This is a genomic window from Candidatus Thermokryptus mobilis (assembly GCF_900070205.1).
GTDB classification, from domain to species: domain Bacteria; phylum Bacteroidota; class Ignavibacteria; order Kryptoniales; family Kryptoniaceae; genus Kryptonium; species Kryptonium mobile.
This window is the reverse complement of the sequence record NZ_FAOO01000010.1, coordinates 31,976-53,009: the sequence shown is the minus strand read 5'-3', so window position 1 is coordinate 53,009 and position 21,034 is coordinate 31,976. Positions and strand designations below refer to the sequence as shown.

Below are 21,034 nucleotides of genomic sequence, written 5' to 3'. Positions count from 1 at the left end.
TTTTATTTTCTATGTATTGCTCTCACAAAATCCGATATCAAACCTTTTATCTTTGTGGGCGGTGTGTCCTCAAGTATGTTTCCTGTTACTATTATCCCCGCTCCTGAATTGGCTTTTTCATAGGCGTTTTCCGGATTTTTTATCCCACCGCCGACGATTAATGGGGTTTCAACAGTTGACTTTATCGCTTTTATCAGTTCGTTCGGAACGCTGTTGTCAGCTCCACTGCCTGCTTCAAGGTAAATCAATTTCATCCCGAGATATTGGGCTGTTAATGCATAAGCGATTGCAATTTCTGGCTTATCTCTTGGTATTGGCTTGCTTTGACTTATAAAAGTGGCTGATGTCATCTTGCCTGATTCAATTAAAAGGTAAGCTGTTGAAATCGGTTCAATGCGATATTTGAAAATTATGGGGGAGGCGATCGTTTGTTGTCCAATGATAAATTCGGTGTTTGTGCTCGTTAAAACCGAAAGGAAAAGAATCGCATCGGCAAATTTTGAAATCTGATAAATGCTCCCTGGGAAGATGATGACCGGCTTATCGGTATTTTCTTTTGTGATTTTAACGCATCTTTCAAAATTTTGGGATAGCAACAGGCTACTTCCGATGAAAAAACCATCAACCCCGCATTCCGTCGCAATGCGTACAAATTTTTTTAAATTTGAATTGGTTTTGTCCGGGTCAATCAAAATAAAATATAAAGACCCGTGCTGGGCAATTTGATTTAGGATGTAGTCGTATGTCTTGCCCAGCCGAGCCGAGCTATCTTTGCGTTCCTTTTCCAAATTTTGCCCCTTTTTATTGTGTTAATTCTTTAATTATCTTCGGGAAAATTTTCAGTACCTCGTCAAGCTTTGAAATGTCCTTTCCACCAGCGGTTGCCATATTGGGTTTTCCACCGCCACCGCCTCCGGTTATCTTTGCGACCTCTCGCACGATTTTCCCAGCGTCAAGCCCTTTTTCCTTAACAAGGTCATCCGTTACAATGCAAACGAAATTAATTTTATTCTCGCTGATGCTTGCAAGAAGCCCAACCCCTCTGCCGATCTTACCCCTCAAAACATCCCCAAGCTGTTTTAATTGTTCAATATCGCTTGCTTCAACTTTCATCGCAACGACTTTGAATCCATCAATCTTGGGAACATCTGAAGAATTCACGACTTTTTCAATTTCATCCGAGATTAATTTCATCTTCACCCTTGCGAGTTCCCTTTCAAGTTTTTGCTTCTCTTCAAGGATTTGATCAACCTTTTCATTCAATCTCAAAATTTCTTCTTCTTTCTCCTTCAGGTATTTCTCAAGCGCTTTTCCAGTTATCGCCTCAACCCTTCTTATCCCGCTTGCTATGCTTCCCTCGTAAATTATCTTAAAGTATCCCGTTTCAATTGTCCTGTCAAGATGAGTTCCTCCACAAAGTTCGTAGCTGAAATCGCCAATTCTTACAGTTCTGACTATATCACCGTATTTATCTCCGAAAAATGCAAGTGCGCCTTCTTCAAGCGCCTGCTTTAACGGTTTGTATTCCTTTACAAGTTCAATGTCTTCAAAAATTACGGAGTTTACAAGGTGTTCAATCTTTTCAATTTCTTCTTTGCTTAATTTCTTCGGATGAGTGAAATCAAACCTTAATCTATCTGGCGCAACAAGTGAACCGGCTTGTTGGACATGCGTGCCGAGGATTTTCCTCAAAGCCGAATGTAAAAGATGCGTCGCAGAGTGATTTTTCATTATTGACTTTCGCCTTTCAACATCTATTCTCGCAACGAATTTCCCACCACTTTTGATGAACTTTTCAATCTCTTTGGCTTCTTTGCTATCTTTTTTCATTTTTGGGATGAAATGAACGATCAAGTCGTCTATCCTTTGCGTATCAATTATTTCAATTTCGCCATCAGGATAAATTAACTTCCCAGTATCGCCGACTTGTCCACCCGATTCGGGATAAAATATCGTTTTCTTTGAGAATAGGATTTGATCAATATTTTCATCGTCGCTTGAAAGTAAAATCACTTTGTTTGTTTCGTCGTTGACCTCCATTTCGTATTGTTTAAGGTCAGGGTTGAATTCTGTCTTCAGAACATCACCTTTTCTTAAAAGAACCTCAACTTTGTCAGCAATGCCGATTTTACCCTCCGTGAAAATCTTTTTCGTTGCCTCCCTTGATCTTGTCCTTTGTTTTTCCATTAGCTTTTCAAATTCAGCGATGTCAACTTTAAGTCCTCTTTCCTCAGCCATTAAATTTGTCAAATCAATTGGAAAACCATAGGTATCGTAGAGTTTGAAGGCTTCTTTCCCAGGGAAAATTTTGCTTCCGCTTGCCTCAAGCTTTGAGGCAACTTCTTCAAAAATTTCAATCCCACGGTCAAGTGTCTGATTAAAGTTTTCTTCCTCTGATTTTATCACATCTTTGACATATTCTTTTTTAGGTTCAATCTCAGGGTAAGCATCGCCCATAATTTCAACAACTTTATCAACAAGTTTATAGATGAACGGTTCGTGCATGTCAAGATTTCTCGCATACCTTGAAGCTCGCCTCAAAATTCTTCTCAAAACATAACCTCTTCCCTCATTTGATGGGACAGCACCGTCTGTTATGGCAAATGTCAACATCCTAATATGGTCTGCGATGACCCTCATTGCGATTTGATTTTTATCACCGACGTATTCTTTCCCAGTAAGGTTTGATATTTCATCAATTATCGGCTTGAAAAGATCAGTATCGTAATTTGAATTTTTCCCTTGAAGAACAGCGACGATTCTTTCAAGACCCATCCCGGTGTCAACATGCTTTGCAGGTAGTGGTTCAAGCACCCCTTTTTCATTTCTATTAAACTGAATAAAAACGAGGTTCCAAAGTTCAATAAATCTTGAACAGCCGTCAACATTGACGCCACAGATATGATTTTTATTGCATGTTCCCTCGCCGAGGTCAATGTGAATTTCAGAGCACGGACCGCACGGACCTGTTTCACCCATTTCCCAGAAATTTGATTTCTCGTCAAAGCGTAAAATTCTATTGTGCGATATGTCTGTCACTTTTTTCCAGAGTTCTTCCGCTTCGTCATCATCTTTGAAGACAGTCGCATATAATTTATCTTTTGGCAATCCCCATTCCTTTGTAAGGAGTTCCCAAGCCCATTCAATCGCCTCTTTTTTATAATAGTCGCCGAATGACCAATTGCCAAGCATTTCAAAAAATGTATGGTGATAAGTGTCTTTTCCGACTTCTTCAAGGTCATTATGTTTTCCACTTACGCGAATACATTTTTGATAATTGACAGCTCTTTTGTATGGTCTTGTTCCAGTGCCTAGGAATACATCCTTAAATTGGTTCATCCCGGCGTTTGTGAAAAGTAATGTTGGATCATCAAAAGGTATAACCGGGGAGCTCGGAACGAATGTATGTCCTTTTTGTTCAAAGAATTTAACAAAAGAAGTCCTTACATCTTGCGCTTTCATTTTTCTATGTGAGAAATTTTGTTTTCCTTGGTAAAAATCTAATAAAAGGGTTAAACTCTTGCAAATAAAACATGGTGGGCGCTGCAGGATTCGAACCTGCGACCTCTACCGTGTGAAGGTAGCGCTCTGGACCAACTGAGCTAAGCGCCCGTTTTCCGGTTTAAATTTAAGAATCAAAGTTGTCAAATTCAAGCAAGGGGGTATTGACTTTTTTGTTTTGATTTATTATATTAGTTAGGAATCCTAACATATTTTAAAACAAAATCAAAGGTGCCATCATGGTTAAAAAATCTGTCATCTTTTTCGGGATTATCTCTATCGCTTTAGCACTATTTGTTTTAAGTTTATCCGGTCAGGGGAAGTCACAAGTTCCGTATCCCGAAGGATACAGAAATTGGGTTCATGTTAAGTCAATGCTTATACTCCCAGGGCATCCGCTTTATGAGGCGTTTGGTGGAATTCATCATATTTATGCAAACGATAAAGCCCTGCGTGGGTATAGAACGGGTAAATTCCCGGATGGCTCGGTTATCATATTTGATTTGCTCGAGGCAAAGGAAGAAAACAATACATATGTTGAGGGTCCAAGGAAGGTTGTTGGCGTGATGTATAAAGATTCAAAGAAGTTCAAAGATACCGGTGGCTGGGGATTTGAAGCTTTTAAAGGCGATACCAAAGAGAGGGTCGTGAAAGATGCAGAGCAAGAATGTTTCTCTTGTCATGCGTCTCAGGAGAAGGAGGATTTTGTTTTTAGCAAGTTCAGGAAGTAAATTTATTTGAGAAGGCGGGGGGATTATTTCCCCCGCAAGTTAAAATTTTATCTTTTCTTTTTATGTCATCAATCTTTGATCCAAAGGAACAAGAGAGAAATATAGATGCTAAAATTGTCGCAGGGCTTGAGAGAATATCAAGGGTTTTCAAACTTTTGCTATGGGATGTTGCAAAAGAGGAAAATTTAAGCCCGATTCAAATTCAATTTCTCGTTTATCTTGCCTATAACCGAGCTTCAAGGTCTCGTATAACTGATATCGCAAATGAGTTTGCTCTGACGAAGGCAACTGTGAGCGATGCTATCTCATCCCTTGAGGAGAAAGGACTTGTCAAAAGGGTTGAAAATAGAGAGGATAGAAGAAATTACTTTCTAAAATTGACTCAAAAAGGGAAAAAAGTAGCCGAAGATGTTTCAAATTGGGCGGATGTTTTAAAAAGCGAGTTAAAAAATTTTAGCGTTAAAGAAAAGGAGATGTTTCTTTCTTTTATTTTGAATTTAATAGGTGCGCTTTACGATGCGGGAATTATAACTATTCAAAGGATGTGTTTTTCCTGCATTTACTTTCAAAAAAATGTCCATCCCGATTCAAAATCACCACACCATTGTGGACTTCTTGATAAGCCACTTTCAATCGTTGAGATACGACTTGATTGTGAGGACTATGAACCCGCCGTAAAATCCGCTTGAACTTTTCAAAATTTTCAATTAACATATTAACGAGATTTAAAAACAAAAATTTTTCTGCTATGAGAAAGGCGAAAGCATACTTCTTTTTGATCATTTTATTTACCTTCACAGTTTATGGACAAAAGAAACTAACACTTGATGACATCTTTAGGTCCGCGAAGTTTAGGATCAATTTTCTCTCAATGCAATGGTTACCTGGTGAGGATGCTTATACGACGATTAAATATGATTCGCTTTCCCGGTCAATGGCGATTTACAGATACGATTTGAGAACAGGTAAAGAAACGCTTATAGTCAATTATGCTCGTCTTGATTCTCAAGTTTCAGGTTTTTCAAAGGATGTAAGTGCCTATTTCTTTTCGCCGGATAAGAGGTATATACTTTTCACTGGTAGTTTGCCAGCAAGGAAATTGAAGACGGGTGGGAATTTTTACCTGTATGATATCAAGACGGGGACGCTTAAGAAGATAACGGATACAGAAGAAACGCAAGCGATAATTAAATTTTCACCAAACGGTAGATTTATAAGTTTTGTCAGAAGCAACAATATATATGTTTATGAAATTGCGACGGGAAATTTCAAACAGCTTACATTTGATGGTTCGGAGACGATAATCAATGGGAATTTTGATTGGGTTTATGAAGAGGAGTTCAGCATAATAGATGGATATGAGTGGTCTCCGGATGGGAAATTTATTGCTTTTTGGCGACTTGATCAGTCGGATGTTCCTGTTTTTAAGTTGATTGATTATGAACCGACATATTTGAAAGTCGTTGATCAGCGTTATCCATATGCTGGTTATCCAAATTCAAAAGTAAAGATAGGTGTCGTTGATGTTGAAACGGGTGAGACGAAGTGGATTGATTTTGGGGAAGAAGATATTTACATTCCGAGGATTAACTGGACGAAGACGCCTGGTGTTTTATCGTATCAGAAGTTGAATCGGCTTCAAAATCAGCTTGAACTTATATTTTATGATGTTAAAACAAGTGAGCAGAAAGTTATACTTAAAGAGGTTTCAAAGACCTGGATTGATGTCCATGACTATTTGACCTTTTTGAACGATGGAAAGCATTTCATTTGGGCGAGTGAAAGGGATGGTTGGTTGCATTTATATCTTTATAGGATTGATGGGAAACTTGTTAATCAGATAACTGTTGGGGAATTTGAGGTTGATCAACTCTGTTTTGTTGATGAGAGAAACAGGAAGGTCTATTATACATCTACTGAGGTATCGCCACTTGAGAGACATCTATATGTAATTGATTTTAACGGTCGCAATAAGAGAAAATTGACCGCTGAATCCGGTTGGCATAGTGTTAATTTTTCACCTACTGGTGTTTATTACATTGACAATCATTCAACTATTTCAAAACCGCCTAAGTGGAAACTCTTTGATTATCGTGGTAGATTTATACGAACGCTTGTTGACAATCCAGATGATGTCCTCGCTGGTTATGAAAAAGGGGAAATAACTTTTGAAGTTGTTGAGACATCTGATGGCGTTAAGTTAAATGCCTGGATGTTGAAACCGGCAAATTTTGATTCAACAAAGAAATATCCTGTTCTCTTTTATGTTTATGGAGGTCCGGGAAGCCAAACAGTTAGGAATGCGTATCTTGGGAATTATCTTTGGTATCAATATCTGGCGCAGAACGGATATATAATTTTCAGCGTTGACGGGCGTGGGACTGGCGCAAGGGGTAAAGCGTTTAAAGATGTGATTTACAAAAATTTGGGTTATTATGAGTCAAAAGACCAGGCAGAAGCAGCTCTTTACCTTGTGAGAAAATACAGGTTTGTTGATAGCGCTCGCATAGGCATCTGGGGTTGGAGCTACGGTGGTTATATGTCAAGTTTAACTCTATTCAAATTCGGTGATATTTTTAAGCTTGCAGTTGCGGTAGCTCCTGTTACGACCTGGCGACTTTACGATACCATATACACCGAAAGGTATATGCAAACCCCGGAATTAAATCCAGAGGGATACGAGAATAGTTCGGTTTTAAAGTATGTTGATGGTTTGAAGGGGAAATATCTCGTCATTCACGGGACAACAGATGATAATGTTCATTGGCAAAACACAATACAACTTGTTGATAAGTTGCAAAAAGCGGGGAAACAATTTTGGACGATGTTCTATCCAAACAAGGATCATAGCATCGCTGGGCGTGACACAAGGTATCATCTTTTTACGCTTATAACGAATTTTATCCTTGAGAATCTGTAATTTGACTGAATTTCTCAAAATTGTTATTTTTCTCTAAATTTTAAAAACAAGAGTTTCGCTTTGTGAAAAAGTCGCCTTTATATGAAATACACCTTGACCTTGGAGCGGTTTTCGGCGATTATTTCGGTTGGATGATGCCAAAGCATTATGTGAATCCGATTGAGGAATATAAGTTCGCTAAAACATCAAGCGTAATGATTGACAGGGCTAATGTTGGGAAGTTACGCCTTTGGGGTAAGGATGTAATTGATTTTATGAATAGAATTTCAACAAACGATTTAAGGGGATTGACACCAGGGACAGGGGCTGTCACTGTCTTAACAGATGAGAAGGGGAAGATGATTGATGTTGTTAACCTTTGCCTTTTGAAAGTTGAAAATGGTCATCAAGAAGCAATTTTATTTTTAAGCCCCGGGTCGGTTGAAGATGTTAAATCCTGGTTTGATAAATTGATAATTATTGACGATGTAAAATACGAAGACATAACCGACGATTATGTAATCATCTCCGTCTACGGATATGGTGCGAATGAGGTTATCTCCTCTGAATTTAAAGTTGATCACAAGCATTTCCTTGACATTTCAAAGATGCCTCTTTATAACTTCGTCCGTGGTTTTATAATTGGAAATGAAGTTTTCATAGTGAGGGTTGATGAATTTTCATCTTTGGGATATAATCTTGTTTGCAGGCGCGATGACGCTGTTGCAATTTGGAAATTGTTGCAAAGCAAAGGTTTAATGGCGGTTGGACACGAGGTTTTTAATGTGTTAAGGGTTGAAGCTGGTATTCCATCTTTCGGTAGGGAGATAACCAAGGATTACAATCCTCTTGAAGCAAACCTGATCAAATTCGTTAGTTTTTCAAAGGGATGTTACATCGGGCAGGAAGTTTTGGCAAGGATTGATTCATATAATAAATTGCAGAAACGCCTTGTTGGCTTTATAATTGAAGATAAGAAAGGAAAGTTAAAATTTGACAAAGATGCGATCGTTTTTTCAGATGATGAAGAAGTTGGAAAGGTGACAAGCGTTGTGTATTCGTATGGTTTTCAAAAGTATATTGCTTTGGGATATTTAAAGGTAAAGTTTGCAGTTCAAGGGGAGAAAGTTAAGATTGAGTTTGGAGGCGATAGATATGATGCGGTTGTAATATTACCTCCGTTTTCAGTTTAAAACTAAGGGAATTAATTGGCAATGGAGCAGATAATTGTAAAAGGGCAGACAAAGGACGAAATATATACTGAACTTTTACCGCAGATAAAATCACTTGTTGAGGATGAGAGCGATTTAATTGCCAATCTTGCCAATGTGACATCTGCTTTAAAGCAAGCGTTTCCATCTTTTTCATGGGTTGGCTTTTATTTGATGAAAGATGGTGAGCTTGTCCTTGGACCATTTCAGGGGAAACTTGCGTGCACGCGGATTAAAGTTGGAAGCGGTGTTTGTGGGACAGCCGTTTTAAGAAAGGAAACGATAATTGTCCCTGATGTTGAAAAATTCCCTGGGCATATTTATTGCGACCCCGATTCAAGGTCTGAGATAGTTGTCCCGATAATAAAGGATGGAGAGGTTCTTGGAGTTCTTGACATTGACAGTTATGAATTGGATAATTTTGACGAGGTGGATAAGTTTTATCTTGAAAAGCTTGTTGAAATTCTTTTGGAGAAATTTTAAAGAAAATTTTTTAGGAGGATGGGAAAGAAAGTTGCGCTTGTTACTGGTTCTGGGAGACGGCTTGGGCGTCAGATTGCGATTGCTTTAGCTGAGGCTGGATTTGATATAGTTGTGAATTATAATCAGTCAAAGGATGAAGCGAAAAAAACACTGCGGAAGATAGAAGAATTCGGTCGTGAGGCGATAGCCATAAAGGCGGATATAACCAACAGCGGGCAAGTCAAGAAGATGGTTGAAAAGGCGATTGAAAAGTTTGGTCAAATAGATGTCCTTGTGAATAATGCAGCAATTTTCCCAAAGCCAGTTAAATTTTGGGAGATAACAGATGAGTTATGGGATCGTGTGATTGATACTAATTTAAAAGGTCAGTTTCTTTGTTCAAGGGAAGTTGTTAAGTATATGTTGGAAAGGAAGAAAGGCAAGATTATAAACATCGCTTCGCTTGGTGGTTTACAGGTTTGGACGGAGCACATCGCATATAATGTTGCTAAGGCGGGTTTGATAATGTTGACGAAGGCAATGGCTAAGGCACTTGCTCCTTATATCACTGTTAACGCAATTGCCCCAGGGACTATAATAATTCCGGGTGAGGAAACGGGTGAAATAAAGCATATACCTGAGCGTAAAATTCCGCTTAAAAGATATGGCAAGCCGTCAGATATAACTGATGTTGTTGTTTTTTTGGCGACGAAAGGGGATTACATAACTGGTCAAGTTATAGCTGTTGACGGTGGGAGGTCAATTTTATGATAAACAAAAATTTGAACGAGATGTCAAAAGAGGAAGTCAAGGAAGCATTAAATTCAAACAAACAACCGATCAAGGCGTATAAGAATTTAAAATTTTTAAACAGCCCTGATGCAAGGGCTTTGAGGATTTTGGCTGAGTATCTTGAGCCACTCTCAAGGTTTAAGAGATATCAAATTGTTGATACGATTGTTTTCTTTGGTTCGGCAAGAACGAAACCGATGAAAGAGGTGAGAGCAAAACTTAAAGAGATTGAAAACAGGATAAAAGAATTTGAGACAAAGGGAAAGGATGTTCCTCTGTCGTTGCTTGAAGAGAGAAAGAAAGCAGAAGTTGAACTTTATATGTCAAGGTATTATGAAGATGCTGTTGAACTTGCCAGATTGATAACCGAGTGGTCAAAAGGACTTGGCGATGCAAACGGTCGGCGTTTTGTGGTCTGTTCTGGTGGTGGTCCAGGGATTATGGAAGCAGCAAATAGGGGGGCAGCAAAGGCAAAGGGTATAAGTATAGGTCTTAACATAAGTTTGCCATATGAGCAAAAGATAAACCCGTATATCACGAATGAATTGATCTTTGAGTTTCATTATTTCTTTATGAGAAAATTCTGGTTTGTTTATCTTGCAAAGGCGCTTGTTATTTTCCCTGGCGGATATGGAACGCTTGATGAATTATTTGAGGTTTTGACACTTCTTCAGACGGGCAAGATAAAGAAAAAACTTCTTGTTTTAGTTTACGGGACAGAGTATTGGCGTAAAATTGTAAATTTTGATGCGATGGTTGAATATGGTGTCATTGATAAGGATGATTTGAAACTTTTTAAATTCGTTGATTCGCCAGTTGAAGCTTTTGAATATCTTAAAAATGAATTGACGAAGCATTATCTTTGATCTCTGAAAGATACATAGTTTCGCTTATAAAACTCCTTGATGATGAAGATTCTTTCGTCGCAAAAACGGCTTATGAAAAATTGATGTGTCTTGACCCCAGCCATGCCCAGTTGATAAGCAAGTATAGGGAAAATGCAAATCCGAGGTTGAAGATTTTACTTGATGAAGTTATTGATTCGTTGCGTTATAAAGGATACATTGATGCGGTTGTGGATTATTTTAAAAATGATGGTGAAGATTTTGAACGGGGTGCTTTTCTTGTCGCAAAGTTTGCGTATCCGGATGTGAATTTCAAAAGTTATTCTGAAATTCTTGACCTTATGGCCGTTGATTTGAGAAAGCGACTTTATACAAAGGAAGATGTGCTTGATGTGATTGATGCTGTAAATAAGTTTTTCTTTTTTGAGAAAGGTTTCAGGGGCAATTTTGAAAATTATTATGAGCCGGATAACTCTTACATAAATCGTGTCATTGACAGGAAAATAGGCATACCGATCACATTATCGCTTGTTTACATTCTTGTTGGCAGAAGGATTAACCTGCCTGTTTATGGAATTGGAATGCCAGGGCATTTTATAGTGAAGTATGAGTCAAATGGTTTTGAAATTTTCATTGATCCATTTAACGGTGGGAGGTTGATGTCAAGGTTGGAATGTGAGAGGTTGCTTTCTCAACTCGGGTATGTTCCAAAGGATGATTACTTTAGGCGGGCAACCGCAAGGGAAGTGGTGAAAAGGATGTTTGGAAATCTCGTTCTCGCTTATAGAAACAATGGTTATGTTGAGAAGGCGAACAAATTGATTGAGATAATAAAATTGGTTGAAAGTTTTGATGAAAATCTACACGCGCACAGGTGATGATGGCACAACATCACTGTTCGGTGGAGCAAGGGTGAAGAAAAACAATGTTAGAGTTGAAGCTTACGGGACGGTTGATGAACTTAACGCTGTGCTTGGTATTGTGAGATCTATTTCAAGGGATGAAAAGATAAATGAGATAGTTCAAACGGTTCAAAATCTTTTGTTTACGCTTGGAGCTGACCTTGCCACCCCATTTGATGTTAAGAGCCCGAAGTTGAAAAGGATAGGCGAAGAAGATGTTAAACTTGTTGAGAATTTTATTGATGAACTGGAAGCAGAGCTTGAACAGTTAAAAAATTTTATACTTCCTGGTGGGAGTTTTCTCTCATCCGTTTTGCACCTCGCAAGGGCTGTTTGTAGGAGAGCTGAAAGGAGGATAATTTCTCTTTCTGAAGTTGAAAAGATAAATGAAAAAGTAATCCCTTTTGTGAATCGCCTATCTGATTTATTTTTTGTCCTTGCAAGATATGCGAATAAAATTGAAGGTGTTGATGATATAAAATGGGGTGTTTGAGATATGGAAAGTGTCAAGGTTTTATCGCCCGCAAAGATAAACATTGGGTTGAGGGTTCTGAGAAAACGTCCAGACGGGTATCACGATATTGAGACGATTTTTCACGAGGTCAAGCTTTTTGATGAGATTGAAGTTGAAGTTTCAGATAGGATTGAGTTTGAGACAGATTCAAGCGAAGTCCCGTTGGATTTTGAAAATTTGTGTTTGAGGTCAGCGAGGATTTTTATTGAAAGTTTTGGGATACATTCTGGGGTGAGGATTTTTTTGAAGAAGGTAATTCCAGTTGGAGCTGGGCTTGGGGGTGGGAGTAGTGATGCTGCCGGTGTTTTGAAAGCACTTAACATTCTGTTTGAGACAGGAGCTGATGGGGATTTCCTCTGCGAGCTTGCTGGATTGATCGGTTCTGATGTTCCTTTCTTCATAAGGGGAGGGACGGCTTATGCCACCGGTCGTGGTGAGGTGATTGAACCGCTACAAGTTGATTTCCCTTATAAAATTGTTTTAGTGTATCCGAACATAAAAATTTCAACCGCCTGGGCTTATGGAAATTTGAAACTGCGAGACCATGCCGGAAAGAGAAGTTTGAAGGAAATTTTCATTCAGTATATCAATTCGCCTGAAAATTTGAAGATGGAGATTGAGAACGATTTTGAGGAGCTTGTTTTTTCGCACTATCCTGAGGTAGGGAAGATAAAGGCAAAACTTTATGAGCTTGGGGCTTTGTTCTCGCTTATGTCGGGGAGCGGTTCAACTGTATTTGGCTTTTTTGATGAGATAAGGAATGAGGAGGAAATTCTTTCGGCGTTTGGCGGTTATCGTGTTTTCATTTTGAGGTGATGTTTGTTGGACTTGAAAAATTTTGTAATTTTAATTAGTTTATTGTTGGAAAATTTAATTTTGAGGATCCGATGAACCTCACCGATGAAGAGAAAATTGAACTTTTGCGGATTGCCCGCCGATCAATAACAAGCGTCGTAAATGGGGGAGAACTTCCCGAAGTTATGCCGAGCACTGAAAATTTGAAAACACCATGTGGTGCTTTCGTGACGATAACCATTAACGATAATTTGCGTGGTTGTATTGGATATGTTGAGGCTGTAAAACCACTAGCTGAGACGGTCAACGAAGTTGCAGCAAAAGCAGCTCTTGAGGACCCGCGATTTCCACCGGTTGAACCGTATGAGGTTGAAAATCTTGAGATAGAGATTTCGGTTTTGTCGCCATTGAGACCTGTTAAGTCGGTTGATGAGATAAAAATTGGTGAGCATGGGATAATGATAAAGAAGGGGTGGAGGCGTGGGCTTCTTTTACCTCAGGTTGCAATTGAGCATAACTTAACAAGAGATGAATTCCTTGAGCACACCTGTTTGAAGGCGGGCTTACCTCCGGATTGTTGGAAAAGCGAAGGGACGGAAATTTATATTTTCTCTGCGATAATTTTCAAAGAGAGCGATTTCAAACAAAAAATGAGCGAAAAATTATGATCAAAGAAAAAGTCAGACCACCAGCTGTTGCTGGATTATTCTACCCGGATGTCCCATCAATTTTAAACGCAGAAATTGAAAAGATGTTTGAAAGGTCGGTTGATATAGTAGGTGATAAGAAAATCAACGGTGAAATTAAAGGTATAATAGCACCTCATGCAGGCTATATGTATTCGGGTCAAACAGCCGCTGTTGCTTATTCTTTGCTTCGTGGTAAAAGTTTTGATACTGTCGTCGTTGTTTCGCCAAGTCATAGGGAATATTTTGATGGCATTTCGGTTTATGATGGAAGGGCATACAAAACACCACTAGGGGAAATAGAAATTGATGTTGATTTAGCCGAATTGATAGTTGAAAGGGGCAATGGTTTGATTGAATTTTCAGCTTACGGGCACAGACAAGAACACGCCATAGAAGTTCATTTGCCATTTCTTCAGAAGTCGCTTGGATATTTTAAACTAATTCCAATTGTTATGGGTGATCAAAAAGCGGATTATTGTTTTCGGCTTGGCGATATACTTGGAGAGGTTTTGAAAGATAGAAATGTCCTTCTTGTTGCGAGCACAGATCTATCACATTATTATCCTTATGATATCGCATTGAAGTTTGATAAGATCGTGATTGATGATGTCGCGGAATTTAGCCCCGAGAAACTTATGGACGACCTTGAACAGCAAAGATGTGAAGCATGTGGTGGTGGACCAACGGTTGCTGTTATGAGTGCAGCTAAAAAACTCGGCGCTGATAAATCTGAAATACTTCATTATTGTAACTCTGGCGATGTCACGGGAGATAGAACTGGCGTTGTGGGTTATCTTTCAGCTGTCTTATTTAAACAGGTTGGTGTGAATTGACTTTCAAGGTCTTCAACATAGCGATTTTAGGTGCTGGGAGAGTTGGGACTTTGATTGGGAAATTTTTATCTGAGATAATCGGACACAAAATTGTAGCTGTTATCAGCAGAAGCGATGAATCGTTGAGAAGGTTTCAAGAAAGGGTTAAAGTTGAATTTTCAGGGAAATTTATCGGTGATTTGCCAGGAAGTGTTGAAGTTGTGTTTATAACAACGCCAGATTCAGCAATTGAAAGTGTCGCTTGTGAAATCTCAGAATTAAAAAACTTAAACTTTAAAAATCTCGTCGTTTATCATACTTCCGGGGTTATGTCAAGTGATGTCCTTTATAAAGTTAGGAACCGAGGTGCTGAGGTTGGCTCCTTGCATCCAATTTACTCTGTTTCCCATTTTGACCACTCTTTGGATGAAATAAAAAAGATAAGGTTTACGCTTGAGGGTAGCGAGAGAATTTATGACATAACAAGGTGGATTTTTTACGGCTTTGATAAGAACATAGTTTTGATAGAGAAATCGCAAAAGGTTCTTTATCATATCGCTTGTGTTTTCGCTTCAAATTATTTGGTGTCTTTGTTAAATGCCGTTGATGAAATTTTTGAAAGGGCTGGTATAGGTTTTGACCATAAATTTTTATTCCCTTTGATTGATGCATCGTTGAAAAACGCAGGTGCATTTGGACCGATTAAGGCGCTAACTGGACCTATTGAAAGGGGTGACATTGAGACAGTGAAATCGCATCTTGAAGAATTAAAAAGTAGGTTCCCGGAAATCCTTCCGCTTTATTCGTCGCTTGCGATTGAGACGATAAGAGTTGCTTTTAAGAAGGGTAGTATATCGGCTAAACGGGCGTCCGAATTTCTTGACCTTGTAAGTTCATATATCGGAAAGAAAGTATTTTGAGCGCTATGGTAGATTACCATACTCATACAAAACTTTGCAACCACGCAAAAGGTGAACCAAGGGATTATGTTTTAAGCGCGATTTCAAAAAATTTATCCGAGATTGGGCTTTCTGATCATATGCCTTTACCTGGCGATTTTGACCCTGACCATAGGATGAAGGTTGAGGAATTTGAAATTTACAGAAGCTGGTACCGAGAAGTCGTTGAGGAGTTTGGGGATAAAATTAAAATCAGGTTTGGGATTGAGGCGGAGTTCATTGAGAGTGAAATTAGCTTCATCAGCGATTTTATTAAGTATGGGGATTTTGATTATGTCATCGGTTCTATTCATTTCATCGGTGAATGGAACATAGCAAGTCACAAGCAGTCGTGGAAATGGGAGGGGCAGGATGTCAACGCTGTGTATGAAAGTTATTATCAAATTATGAAAAAGCTTGTTAGTTCGGGGTTGTTTGATGTGATTGGTCATTTTGATTTGATAAAGAAGTTCGGGCATAAGGCGAACGATGATTTTGAGGATTTGATCAGGGAGATTTTTTCTATGATAAAGCGAAATGGTTTGTGCGTTGAGATTAACATATCGGGGTTAAGACATAAGGTTGCAGAAATTTATCCATCGTTTAAGATACTTGAACTTGTCAAAGAGTATGGTATTCCGATTACGCTTGGTTCCGATGCGCACGACCCAGGGGATGTTGGGCGCGATTTCAGCATGGCTTATGAGTTGGTTGAAAGATATGCGGATGGGAAGATTTCGGTTTTTGATAAGAGGGAAAGGAAGGAAATAAAAATCAGGTAAATGTTTGAGAAAGGTTTATTGCGAGTTAACACATAAAGAACTTTTTCTCCCCGAGAGATGCGAAAGGATAGTTAGTTTCAGCCCAGCTGTCACGGAGGCGCTTTTTCAAATGGGTCTTGGGGATTTTGTCGTTGGAGTGAGCGTTTATTGCGTAAGACCGGAATCAGCAAGAAAGAAAAACATTGTTGGAAGCTATAACTCGTTCAAGGAAGATAAACTAAAAGAACTTATGCCAGATATAATTTTCACTACGACCGGGTATCAACTTGAACTCATTGAGAAGCTGAACGATAAGTTCAATGTTTATCCCGTTCGTCTTCCGCCATCTGTTTCTGAGATAATCGCTACCTGTTTTGAAGTTGGAGCTGTCACCGGCTATGTTTCAAGGGCAAGGGAAATTGAGAGAAAATTGACAACGGAGCTTGGTAATTTGATTTCAAGTGCGAGAAAGGAAGTTAAACCGAGGGTTTATGTTGAAATTGACCTCGGAGGACCTGTGACATTTGGTGCTTATAGTTATATAACTGATGCAATTGAACTTCTTGGAGGCGTAAATATATTTGGGGAATTCCCTGCAGAATGGCTTAAGTCCGATGATGAAAAGGTTAAGGATTTGAACCCCGATTTGATTATTTATGAGCCGAAGATGTTTTCAAAGCGAAGGGAGAGAGAAAGGATTTTAAGTATGTTCAATGCGAGGTTTGGAGATATCAAGGCAGTGAAGGAGGGCAAGATTTTTATAACACCTGGGATTTACGATTTCCTTGCACATCATGGTCCGAGCTTCATAACGGAAGCAATGCCTTGGCTTAAGAGTATAATTGATTCATTTTAAATTCCAAGTTCCTTCTTTAAGAATTTTCCTGTATAGGACTTTGGATTTAGGCGATTTCCTCAGGAGTTCCTTCAGCGACGATATAACCACCGTCATCACCGCCTTCGGGACCAAGGTCAATTATCCAGTCAGCAACTTTAATAACTTCAAGGTTATGTTCAATCACTATAACCGTGTTCCCTTTATCAACAAGTTTATTCAGGACATCAAGTAGCATTTTCACATCTTCAAAGTGAAGACCTGTTGTTGGTTCGTCAAGTATGTAAAGTGTTTTACCTGTTGCAACTTTTGAAAGTTCTGTTGCAAGTTTAACCCTTTGTGCTTCACCACCTGAGAGGGTTGTGGCTGGCTGACCAAGTTTTATGTACCCAAGTCCGACATCGTAGAGAGTTTGGAGTTTCCTTTTTATGTTCGGGATATCCTTAAAAAATTCAAGCGCTTCGGAGACAGTCATATTAAGGACATCGCTTATTGATTTCCCCTTGTATTTAATTTCAAGTGTTTCCTTGTTGTATCTCTTTCCCTTGCAGACATCGCAAGTCACATAAACATCTGGTAGGAAGTGCATTTCTATCTTTTTTACCCCTGAACCCTCACAAGCATCGCATCTACCACCCTTGACATTGAAGCTAAACCTGCCTGGTTTATAACCGCGAAGGCGAGATTCCGGAAGCTGTGAAAAAAGTTCTCTTATAAATGTGAAAACCCCGGTGTATGTGGCCGGGTTTGAGCGCGGAGTTCTTCCAATTGGCGATTGATCTATTTCAATCACCTTGTCTATGTTTTCAATCCCCTCAATTGAGGTGTAAGGTAATGGTTCTTCATTTGAATTGTAGAAGTGTTTGGCAAGTATTCTGTAGAGCGTTTCATTTATCAGCGTTGATTTACCAGAGCCACTTACGCCAGTCACGCAGATGAATTTTCCAAGTGGAAATTTCACATTTATATTTTTCAGGTTATTTCCACGAGCTCCCCTCAAAATAAGGTATTTGCCATTTCCTTCCCTCCTTTTTTTCGGGACTTCAATTTTCTTTTTTCCTTTAAGGTATTGTGCTGTTATAGAGTTGTTGTCAAGTTCGTTTGGTTTTCCCATGGCTATGACATATCCGCCATGTTCACCAGCCCCAGGTCCAAGGTCAATGACAAAGTCAGCGTTTTCTATGGTTTCTTTGTCATGTTCAACGACTATCACTGTGTTCCCGAGGTCTCTCAAATTTTTCAATGATTGGATCAAACGCAGGTTATCCCTTTGGTGTAAACCTATGCTTGGTTCGTCAAGGACATAAAGTACACCGGAAAGTTGTGAGCCAATTTGCGTAGCAAGACGAATCCGTTGCGATTCACCTCCAGAAAGTGTTCTTGCAGGTCTGTTAAGCGTTAAATAGTCAAGTCCAACATCAAGTAAAAATTTCAACCTTGATTTTATCTCTTTAAGGATTTGATTCGCTATTAAAAATTCCCTCTCCGAAAGATTTAAGTTCTCAAAAAAATCATACGCAGATTTAATTGACATTTCAACGATCTCATCTATCCCGGTTTTTTCACCGGTTTTGGCGTCAACGAGTTTTACCGCAAGTGATGATTTTTTGAGTCGCTTGCCGTTGCATAACTTACACGGTTGAGCTCTCATAAAACTTTCCACCCATTCACGAATGCTTTCAGATGTCGTATTGTAGTATATTTGCTTGAGGTTATTTATCACGCCTTCAAATTTATGTAAATATGTCGCTACATATCCATCTGAGTAGGTGTATTTCACCTGAAATTTTTCATCCCCTGCGCCATAAAGTAGGATGTTAAGTTTCTCCTTTGAAAGTTCTTTTATGGGCTTGTTGAGATCAATTTTGTATTTTTTTGCGACGGATTTTAAAAGTGACCATTCCCAAGTATCCCTTTCTTTTCCATATGGCGCTATAGCTCCGTCGGAAATTGAAATTGAATCATCTGGAATTATCAATTTCACATCAATTTCCATTTTTTCTCCGAGCCCATCGCATTCGGGACAAGCGCCGTAAGGTGAATTAAAAGAAAATGAATTCGGGGAAAGTTCCTCATAACTTATTCCACAATCAACACAAGCGAGATGCTTGCTGAAAAATAAATCTTCAGAACCATCATTGACTATTACTGAATCATTCCCATAATCAAGGGCGAGTTCAACCGCCTCATAAATCCTTCTCCTTGCGTTTTCGGAAACCGTCAGTTTGTCTATTAAAATTTCAATGTTGTGCGTTTTATATCTATCAACTTGCATCCCAGGGGTTATCTCAAGCACCTTCCCGTCAACCCTTACTCTCAGAAAACCGTCTTTTAATATTTTTTCAAATAGTTCCCTGTAATGACCTTTTCTACCTCTTACGACAGGCGCAAAAATTTCAATCCTTTTCCCATTGCCTATTTTCAAGATGTTTTCAACGATTTGATCTGTTGATTGCTTTTGAACCCTTTTCCCACAGTTATAACAAAATTGGATACCTACCCTTGCGAAGAGAAGACGCAGATAATCATAAATTTCTGTCACCGTTCCAACAGTTGACCTCGGATTGTGGCTTACTGATTTTTGGTCAATTGAAATCGCTGGACTTAGACCATCAATCAAATCAACATCTGGTTTTTCCATTATATCAAGAAATTGTCTCGCATAGGACGAAAGCGACTCAACATATCTTCTTTGTCCCTCGGCGTAGATGGTGTCAAAAGCAAGTGAAGATTTTCCCGAACCGGATACACCTGTGATGACGATTAATTTTTCCCTTGGGATTTCAAGATTTATGTTTTTTAAGTTGTGTTGTCTTGCTCCGCGGATTATTATCTTTTCAAGCATCTTAGATTTAAGGGACTCAAATTTTTTTCTGCGCTTTCAGGATGAAGTCAATTATTTCCCTTACAGCGCCATTTCCTCCAGAAGATGAGGCGATATAGTCAACAATTCTTTTAACCTCGGTCCTTGCGTTTGAAGGAGCTGCGCTGAATCCAACCTTTTTTAAAAGTGGGATGTCAAGTATATCATCCCCAACATAGCAAAACTCTTCTTTGTCAAGTCCATATTTTTTTGATAGCTCTTCAAACGGTTTGACCTTGTCAATCGCATTTTGAATTAAATCAGATATTCCAAGTTCGTTTGCTCTTCTTTTTATTATCTCAGATTCACGCCCAGTTATAATGCCAACTTTCAATCCAAGTTCAATCGCCCTGACAATCCCGTAGCCATCTTGAGCATTGAAGACTTTAATCTCGCCACAATTTGATGAATAAATTATGCTTCCATTTGTTAGGACACCGTCAACATCAAGCAAAATCATTTTAACTTTCTTTGCTTTTTCAAGTGCGTTTTTTCTTACTTTCACCGCACATCCTGATTTATTGTGAATTCGTCAAACTTTTTCACAAGTTCATCAATCTGTTTTACCTGATAAAGGAGTTCATATAAAAAGTCCAATTTGAGTTGACTTGCTGAATCGCTCAATGCTTTTGACGGTTCAGGATGTGTTTCAAGGAAAATTGCATCAACACCAACAGCAACAGCTGCCCTTGCTATATGGAAAATGAATTCCGGTCTACCTCCTGATTTTTCCCCAACACTTGGGAGTTGTAAAGAGTGGGTTGCATCTATTACCACTGGATAGCCAGTTGACCTCATTATTGGAATTGAACGCATATCAACGACGAGATTGTGATATCCAAATGTGGTTCCTCTTTCTGTAAGCAAAATTTTTTCATTTCCTGTTGAGGCGACCTTTTCAGCAGCGTATTTCATATCTTCTGGAGCCATGAATTGACCTTTTTTTATATTAACAGCTTTTCCTGTCCTTCCAGCAGCTATTAAAAGTTCAGTTTGTCTGCAAAGGAAAGCAGGTATTTGAAGGACATCAACATATTCAGCAGCCATTTCCGCCTCTGGTTCGGAGTGTATGTCAGTTAAAACTGGGATATCAAGTTCTTTTCTTATTTGCGCCAAAATTTCAAGGGCTAACTTTTCCCCAATCGTTGAAAAACCCTTTAAACTTGTTCGGTTTGCCTTTTTATAGCTTGACTTGAAAATAAATGGCATCCCAAGTTCAGTTGTTATCTCCTTTGCCCTTTTTGCCGTTTGATATGTGATTTCATAATTTTCAACGACGCACGGACCGGCTATCACAGCGATTGGATTTCCACCGCCGATTTTTATCCCTTTAACTTCAACTATTTTCGTCATAAAAGTCACCACATTTTTTATCAAAATTAAAAAACAAGCAATTTAATTCAAAATGAGCACTTTGAAAGCCCTCGGTTTGATTAATTCTTAAAAATTGTTAATTTTAAATGTTAAAATTTATAAAAAAGTGA

19 protein-coding genes, 1 tRNA gene and 1 pseudogene are annotated in these 21,034 nt (G+C 38.9%); 15 read left to right on the top strand and 6 right to left on the bottom strand.

The genetic code is table 11. The features are described from left to right. Positions 1-2: 2 nt before the first annotated feature. From FKZ43_RS07610 to FKZ43_RS07600, 3 genes are all read right to left on the bottom strand, one after another. The gene (locus FKZ43_RS07610) at positions 3-788 is read right to left on the bottom strand and encodes a phosphoglycerol geranylgeranyltransferase (protein WP_235894719.1); all 786 of its coding nucleotides are present in this window, start codon (positions 786-788) and stop codon (positions 3-5) included. A 13-nt stretch (positions 789-801) separates the two neighbouring features. Next, a complete protein-coding gene (gene alaS / locus FKZ43_RS07605) occupies positions 802-3,462 on the bottom strand; it encodes an alanine--tRNA ligase (RefSeq protein ID WP_140945284.1) in 2,661 nt (886 codons plus the stop codon). Between the two features lie 72 nt (positions 3,463-3,534). Continuing rightward, positions 3,535-3,612, bottom strand: a tRNA-Val gene (locus FKZ43_RS07600). Between the two features lie 128 nt (positions 3,613-3,740). On the opposite strand from FKZ43_RS07600, the gene FKZ43_RS07595 reads away from it, so the two are divergent. From FKZ43_RS07595 to FKZ43_RS07525, 15 genes are all read left to right on the top strand, one after another. Further along, positions 3,741-4,232, top strand: coding sequence for a cytochrome P460 family protein (locus tag FKZ43_RS07595; protein ID WP_140945283.1), 492 nt, complete (start codon positions 3,741-3,743; stop codon positions 4,230-4,232). 62 nt (positions 4,233-4,294) lie between these two features. Continuing rightward, positions 4,295-4,921: a MarR family winged helix-turn-helix transcriptional regulator gene (locus tag FKZ43_RS07590; protein WP_140945282.1), complete on the top strand. Its 627-nt coding sequence runs from the start codon at positions 4,295-4,297 to the stop codon at positions 4,919-4,921. 59 nt (positions 4,922-4,980) lie between these two features. Then, positions 4,981-7,152, top strand: a complete 2,172-nt coding sequence (locus FKZ43_RS07585; protein WP_140945281.1) for a S9 family peptidase — start codon at positions 4,981-4,983, stop codon at positions 7,150-7,152. A gap of 62 nt (positions 7,153-7,214) precedes the next feature. Further along, positions 7,215-8,324, top strand: coding sequence for a CAF17-like 4Fe-4S cluster assembly/insertion protein YgfZ (gene ygfZ, locus FKZ43_RS07580; protein ID WP_140945280.1), 1,110 nt, complete (start codon positions 7,215-7,217; stop codon positions 8,322-8,324). Between the two features lie 21 nt (positions 8,325-8,345). Then, the gene (gene msrC, locus FKZ43_RS07575) at positions 8,346-8,825 is read left to right on the top strand and encodes a free L-methionine (R)-S-oxide reductase MsrC (protein WP_140945279.1); all 480 of its coding nucleotides are present in this window, start codon (positions 8,346-8,348) and stop codon (positions 8,823-8,825) included. 18 nt (positions 8,826-8,843) lie between these two features. Next, positions 8,844-9,575, top strand: a complete 732-nt coding sequence (locus FKZ43_RS07570) for an SDR family NAD(P)-dependent oxidoreductase (protein ID WP_140945278.1) — start codon at positions 8,844-8,846, stop codon at positions 9,573-9,575. Then, complete coding sequence (locus FKZ43_RS07565; RefSeq protein ID WP_235894718.1) at positions 9,572-10,462, top strand: LOG family protein; 891 nt, start codon at positions 9,572-9,574, stop codon at positions 10,460-10,462. Before FKZ43_RS07570 ends, FKZ43_RS07565 begins: the two co-directional genes overlap by 4 nt. Next, positions 10,459-11,319 (top strand): SirB1 family protein, encoded by an 861-nt coding sequence (locus FKZ43_RS07560; protein ID WP_140945277.1) that lies wholly within the window; start codon positions 10,459-10,461, stop codon positions 11,317-11,319. The genes FKZ43_RS07565 and FKZ43_RS07560 overlap by 4 nt, the downstream gene beginning before the upstream one ends. After that, positions 11,294-11,836 (top strand): cob(I)yrinic acid a,c-diamide adenosyltransferase, encoded by a 543-nt coding sequence (locus FKZ43_RS07555; RefSeq protein WP_140945276.1) that lies wholly within the window; start codon positions 11,294-11,296, stop codon positions 11,834-11,836. Before FKZ43_RS07560 ends, FKZ43_RS07555 begins: the two co-directional genes overlap by 26 nt. 3 nt (positions 11,837-11,839) lie before the next feature. Further along, on the top strand, positions 11,840-12,673 hold the full coding sequence (ispE, locus tag FKZ43_RS07550; RefSeq protein WP_140945275.1) for a 4-(cytidine 5'-diphospho)-2-C-methyl-D-erythritol kinase: 834 nt from the start codon (positions 11,840-11,842) through the stop codon (positions 12,671-12,673). A 71-nt stretch (positions 12,674-12,744) separates the two neighbouring features. Beyond that, entirely contained in the window at positions 12,745-13,320 is a 576-nt protein-coding gene (gene amrA, locus FKZ43_RS07545) for an AmmeMemoRadiSam system protein A (protein WP_140945274.1), read from the top strand. Further along, entirely contained in the window at positions 13,317-14,174 is an 858-nt protein-coding gene (gene amrB / locus FKZ43_RS07540; protein WP_140945273.1) for an AmmeMemoRadiSam system protein B, read from the top strand. The genes amrA and amrB overlap by 4 nt, the downstream gene beginning before the upstream one ends. Further along, a complete protein-coding gene (locus tag FKZ43_RS07535) occupies positions 14,171-15,073 on the top strand; it encodes a Rossmann-like and DUF2520 domain-containing protein (protein ID WP_140945272.1) in 903 nt (300 codons plus the stop codon). The genes amrB and FKZ43_RS07535 overlap by 4 nt, the downstream gene beginning before the upstream one ends. A gap of 5 nt (positions 15,074-15,078) precedes the next feature. Further along, positions 15,079-15,873 (top strand): histidinol-phosphatase, encoded by a 795-nt coding sequence (locus FKZ43_RS07530; protein ID WP_140945271.1) that lies wholly within the window; start codon positions 15,079-15,081, stop codon positions 15,871-15,873. A gap of 4 nt (positions 15,874-15,877) precedes the next feature. Beyond that, entirely contained in the window at positions 15,878-16,708 is an 831-nt protein-coding gene (locus tag FKZ43_RS07525) for an ABC transporter substrate-binding protein (protein WP_140945270.1), read from the top strand. Here the strand turns inward: FKZ43_RS07525 and uvrA are convergent. The 3 genes and pseudogenes from uvrA to kdsA form a co-directional block, all read right to left on the bottom strand. Then, positions 16,705-19,532: pseudogene (uvrA, locus tag FKZ43_RS07520) on the bottom strand (excinuclease ABC subunit UvrA). The gene FKZ43_RS07525 and the pseudogene uvrA overlap by 4 nt on opposite strands. A 16-nt stretch (positions 19,533-19,548) precedes the next feature. Further along, entirely contained in the window at positions 19,549-20,055 is a 507-nt protein-coding gene (locus FKZ43_RS07515; protein WP_235894717.1) for a KdsC family phosphatase, read from the bottom strand. Next, positions 20,052-20,903, bottom strand: a complete 852-nt coding sequence (kdsA, locus tag FKZ43_RS07510; protein ID WP_140945269.1) for a 3-deoxy-8-phosphooctulonate synthase — start codon at positions 20,901-20,903, stop codon at positions 20,052-20,054. The genes FKZ43_RS07515 and kdsA overlap by 4 nt, the downstream gene beginning before the upstream one ends. Positions 20,904-21,034 lie beyond the last annotated feature (131 nt).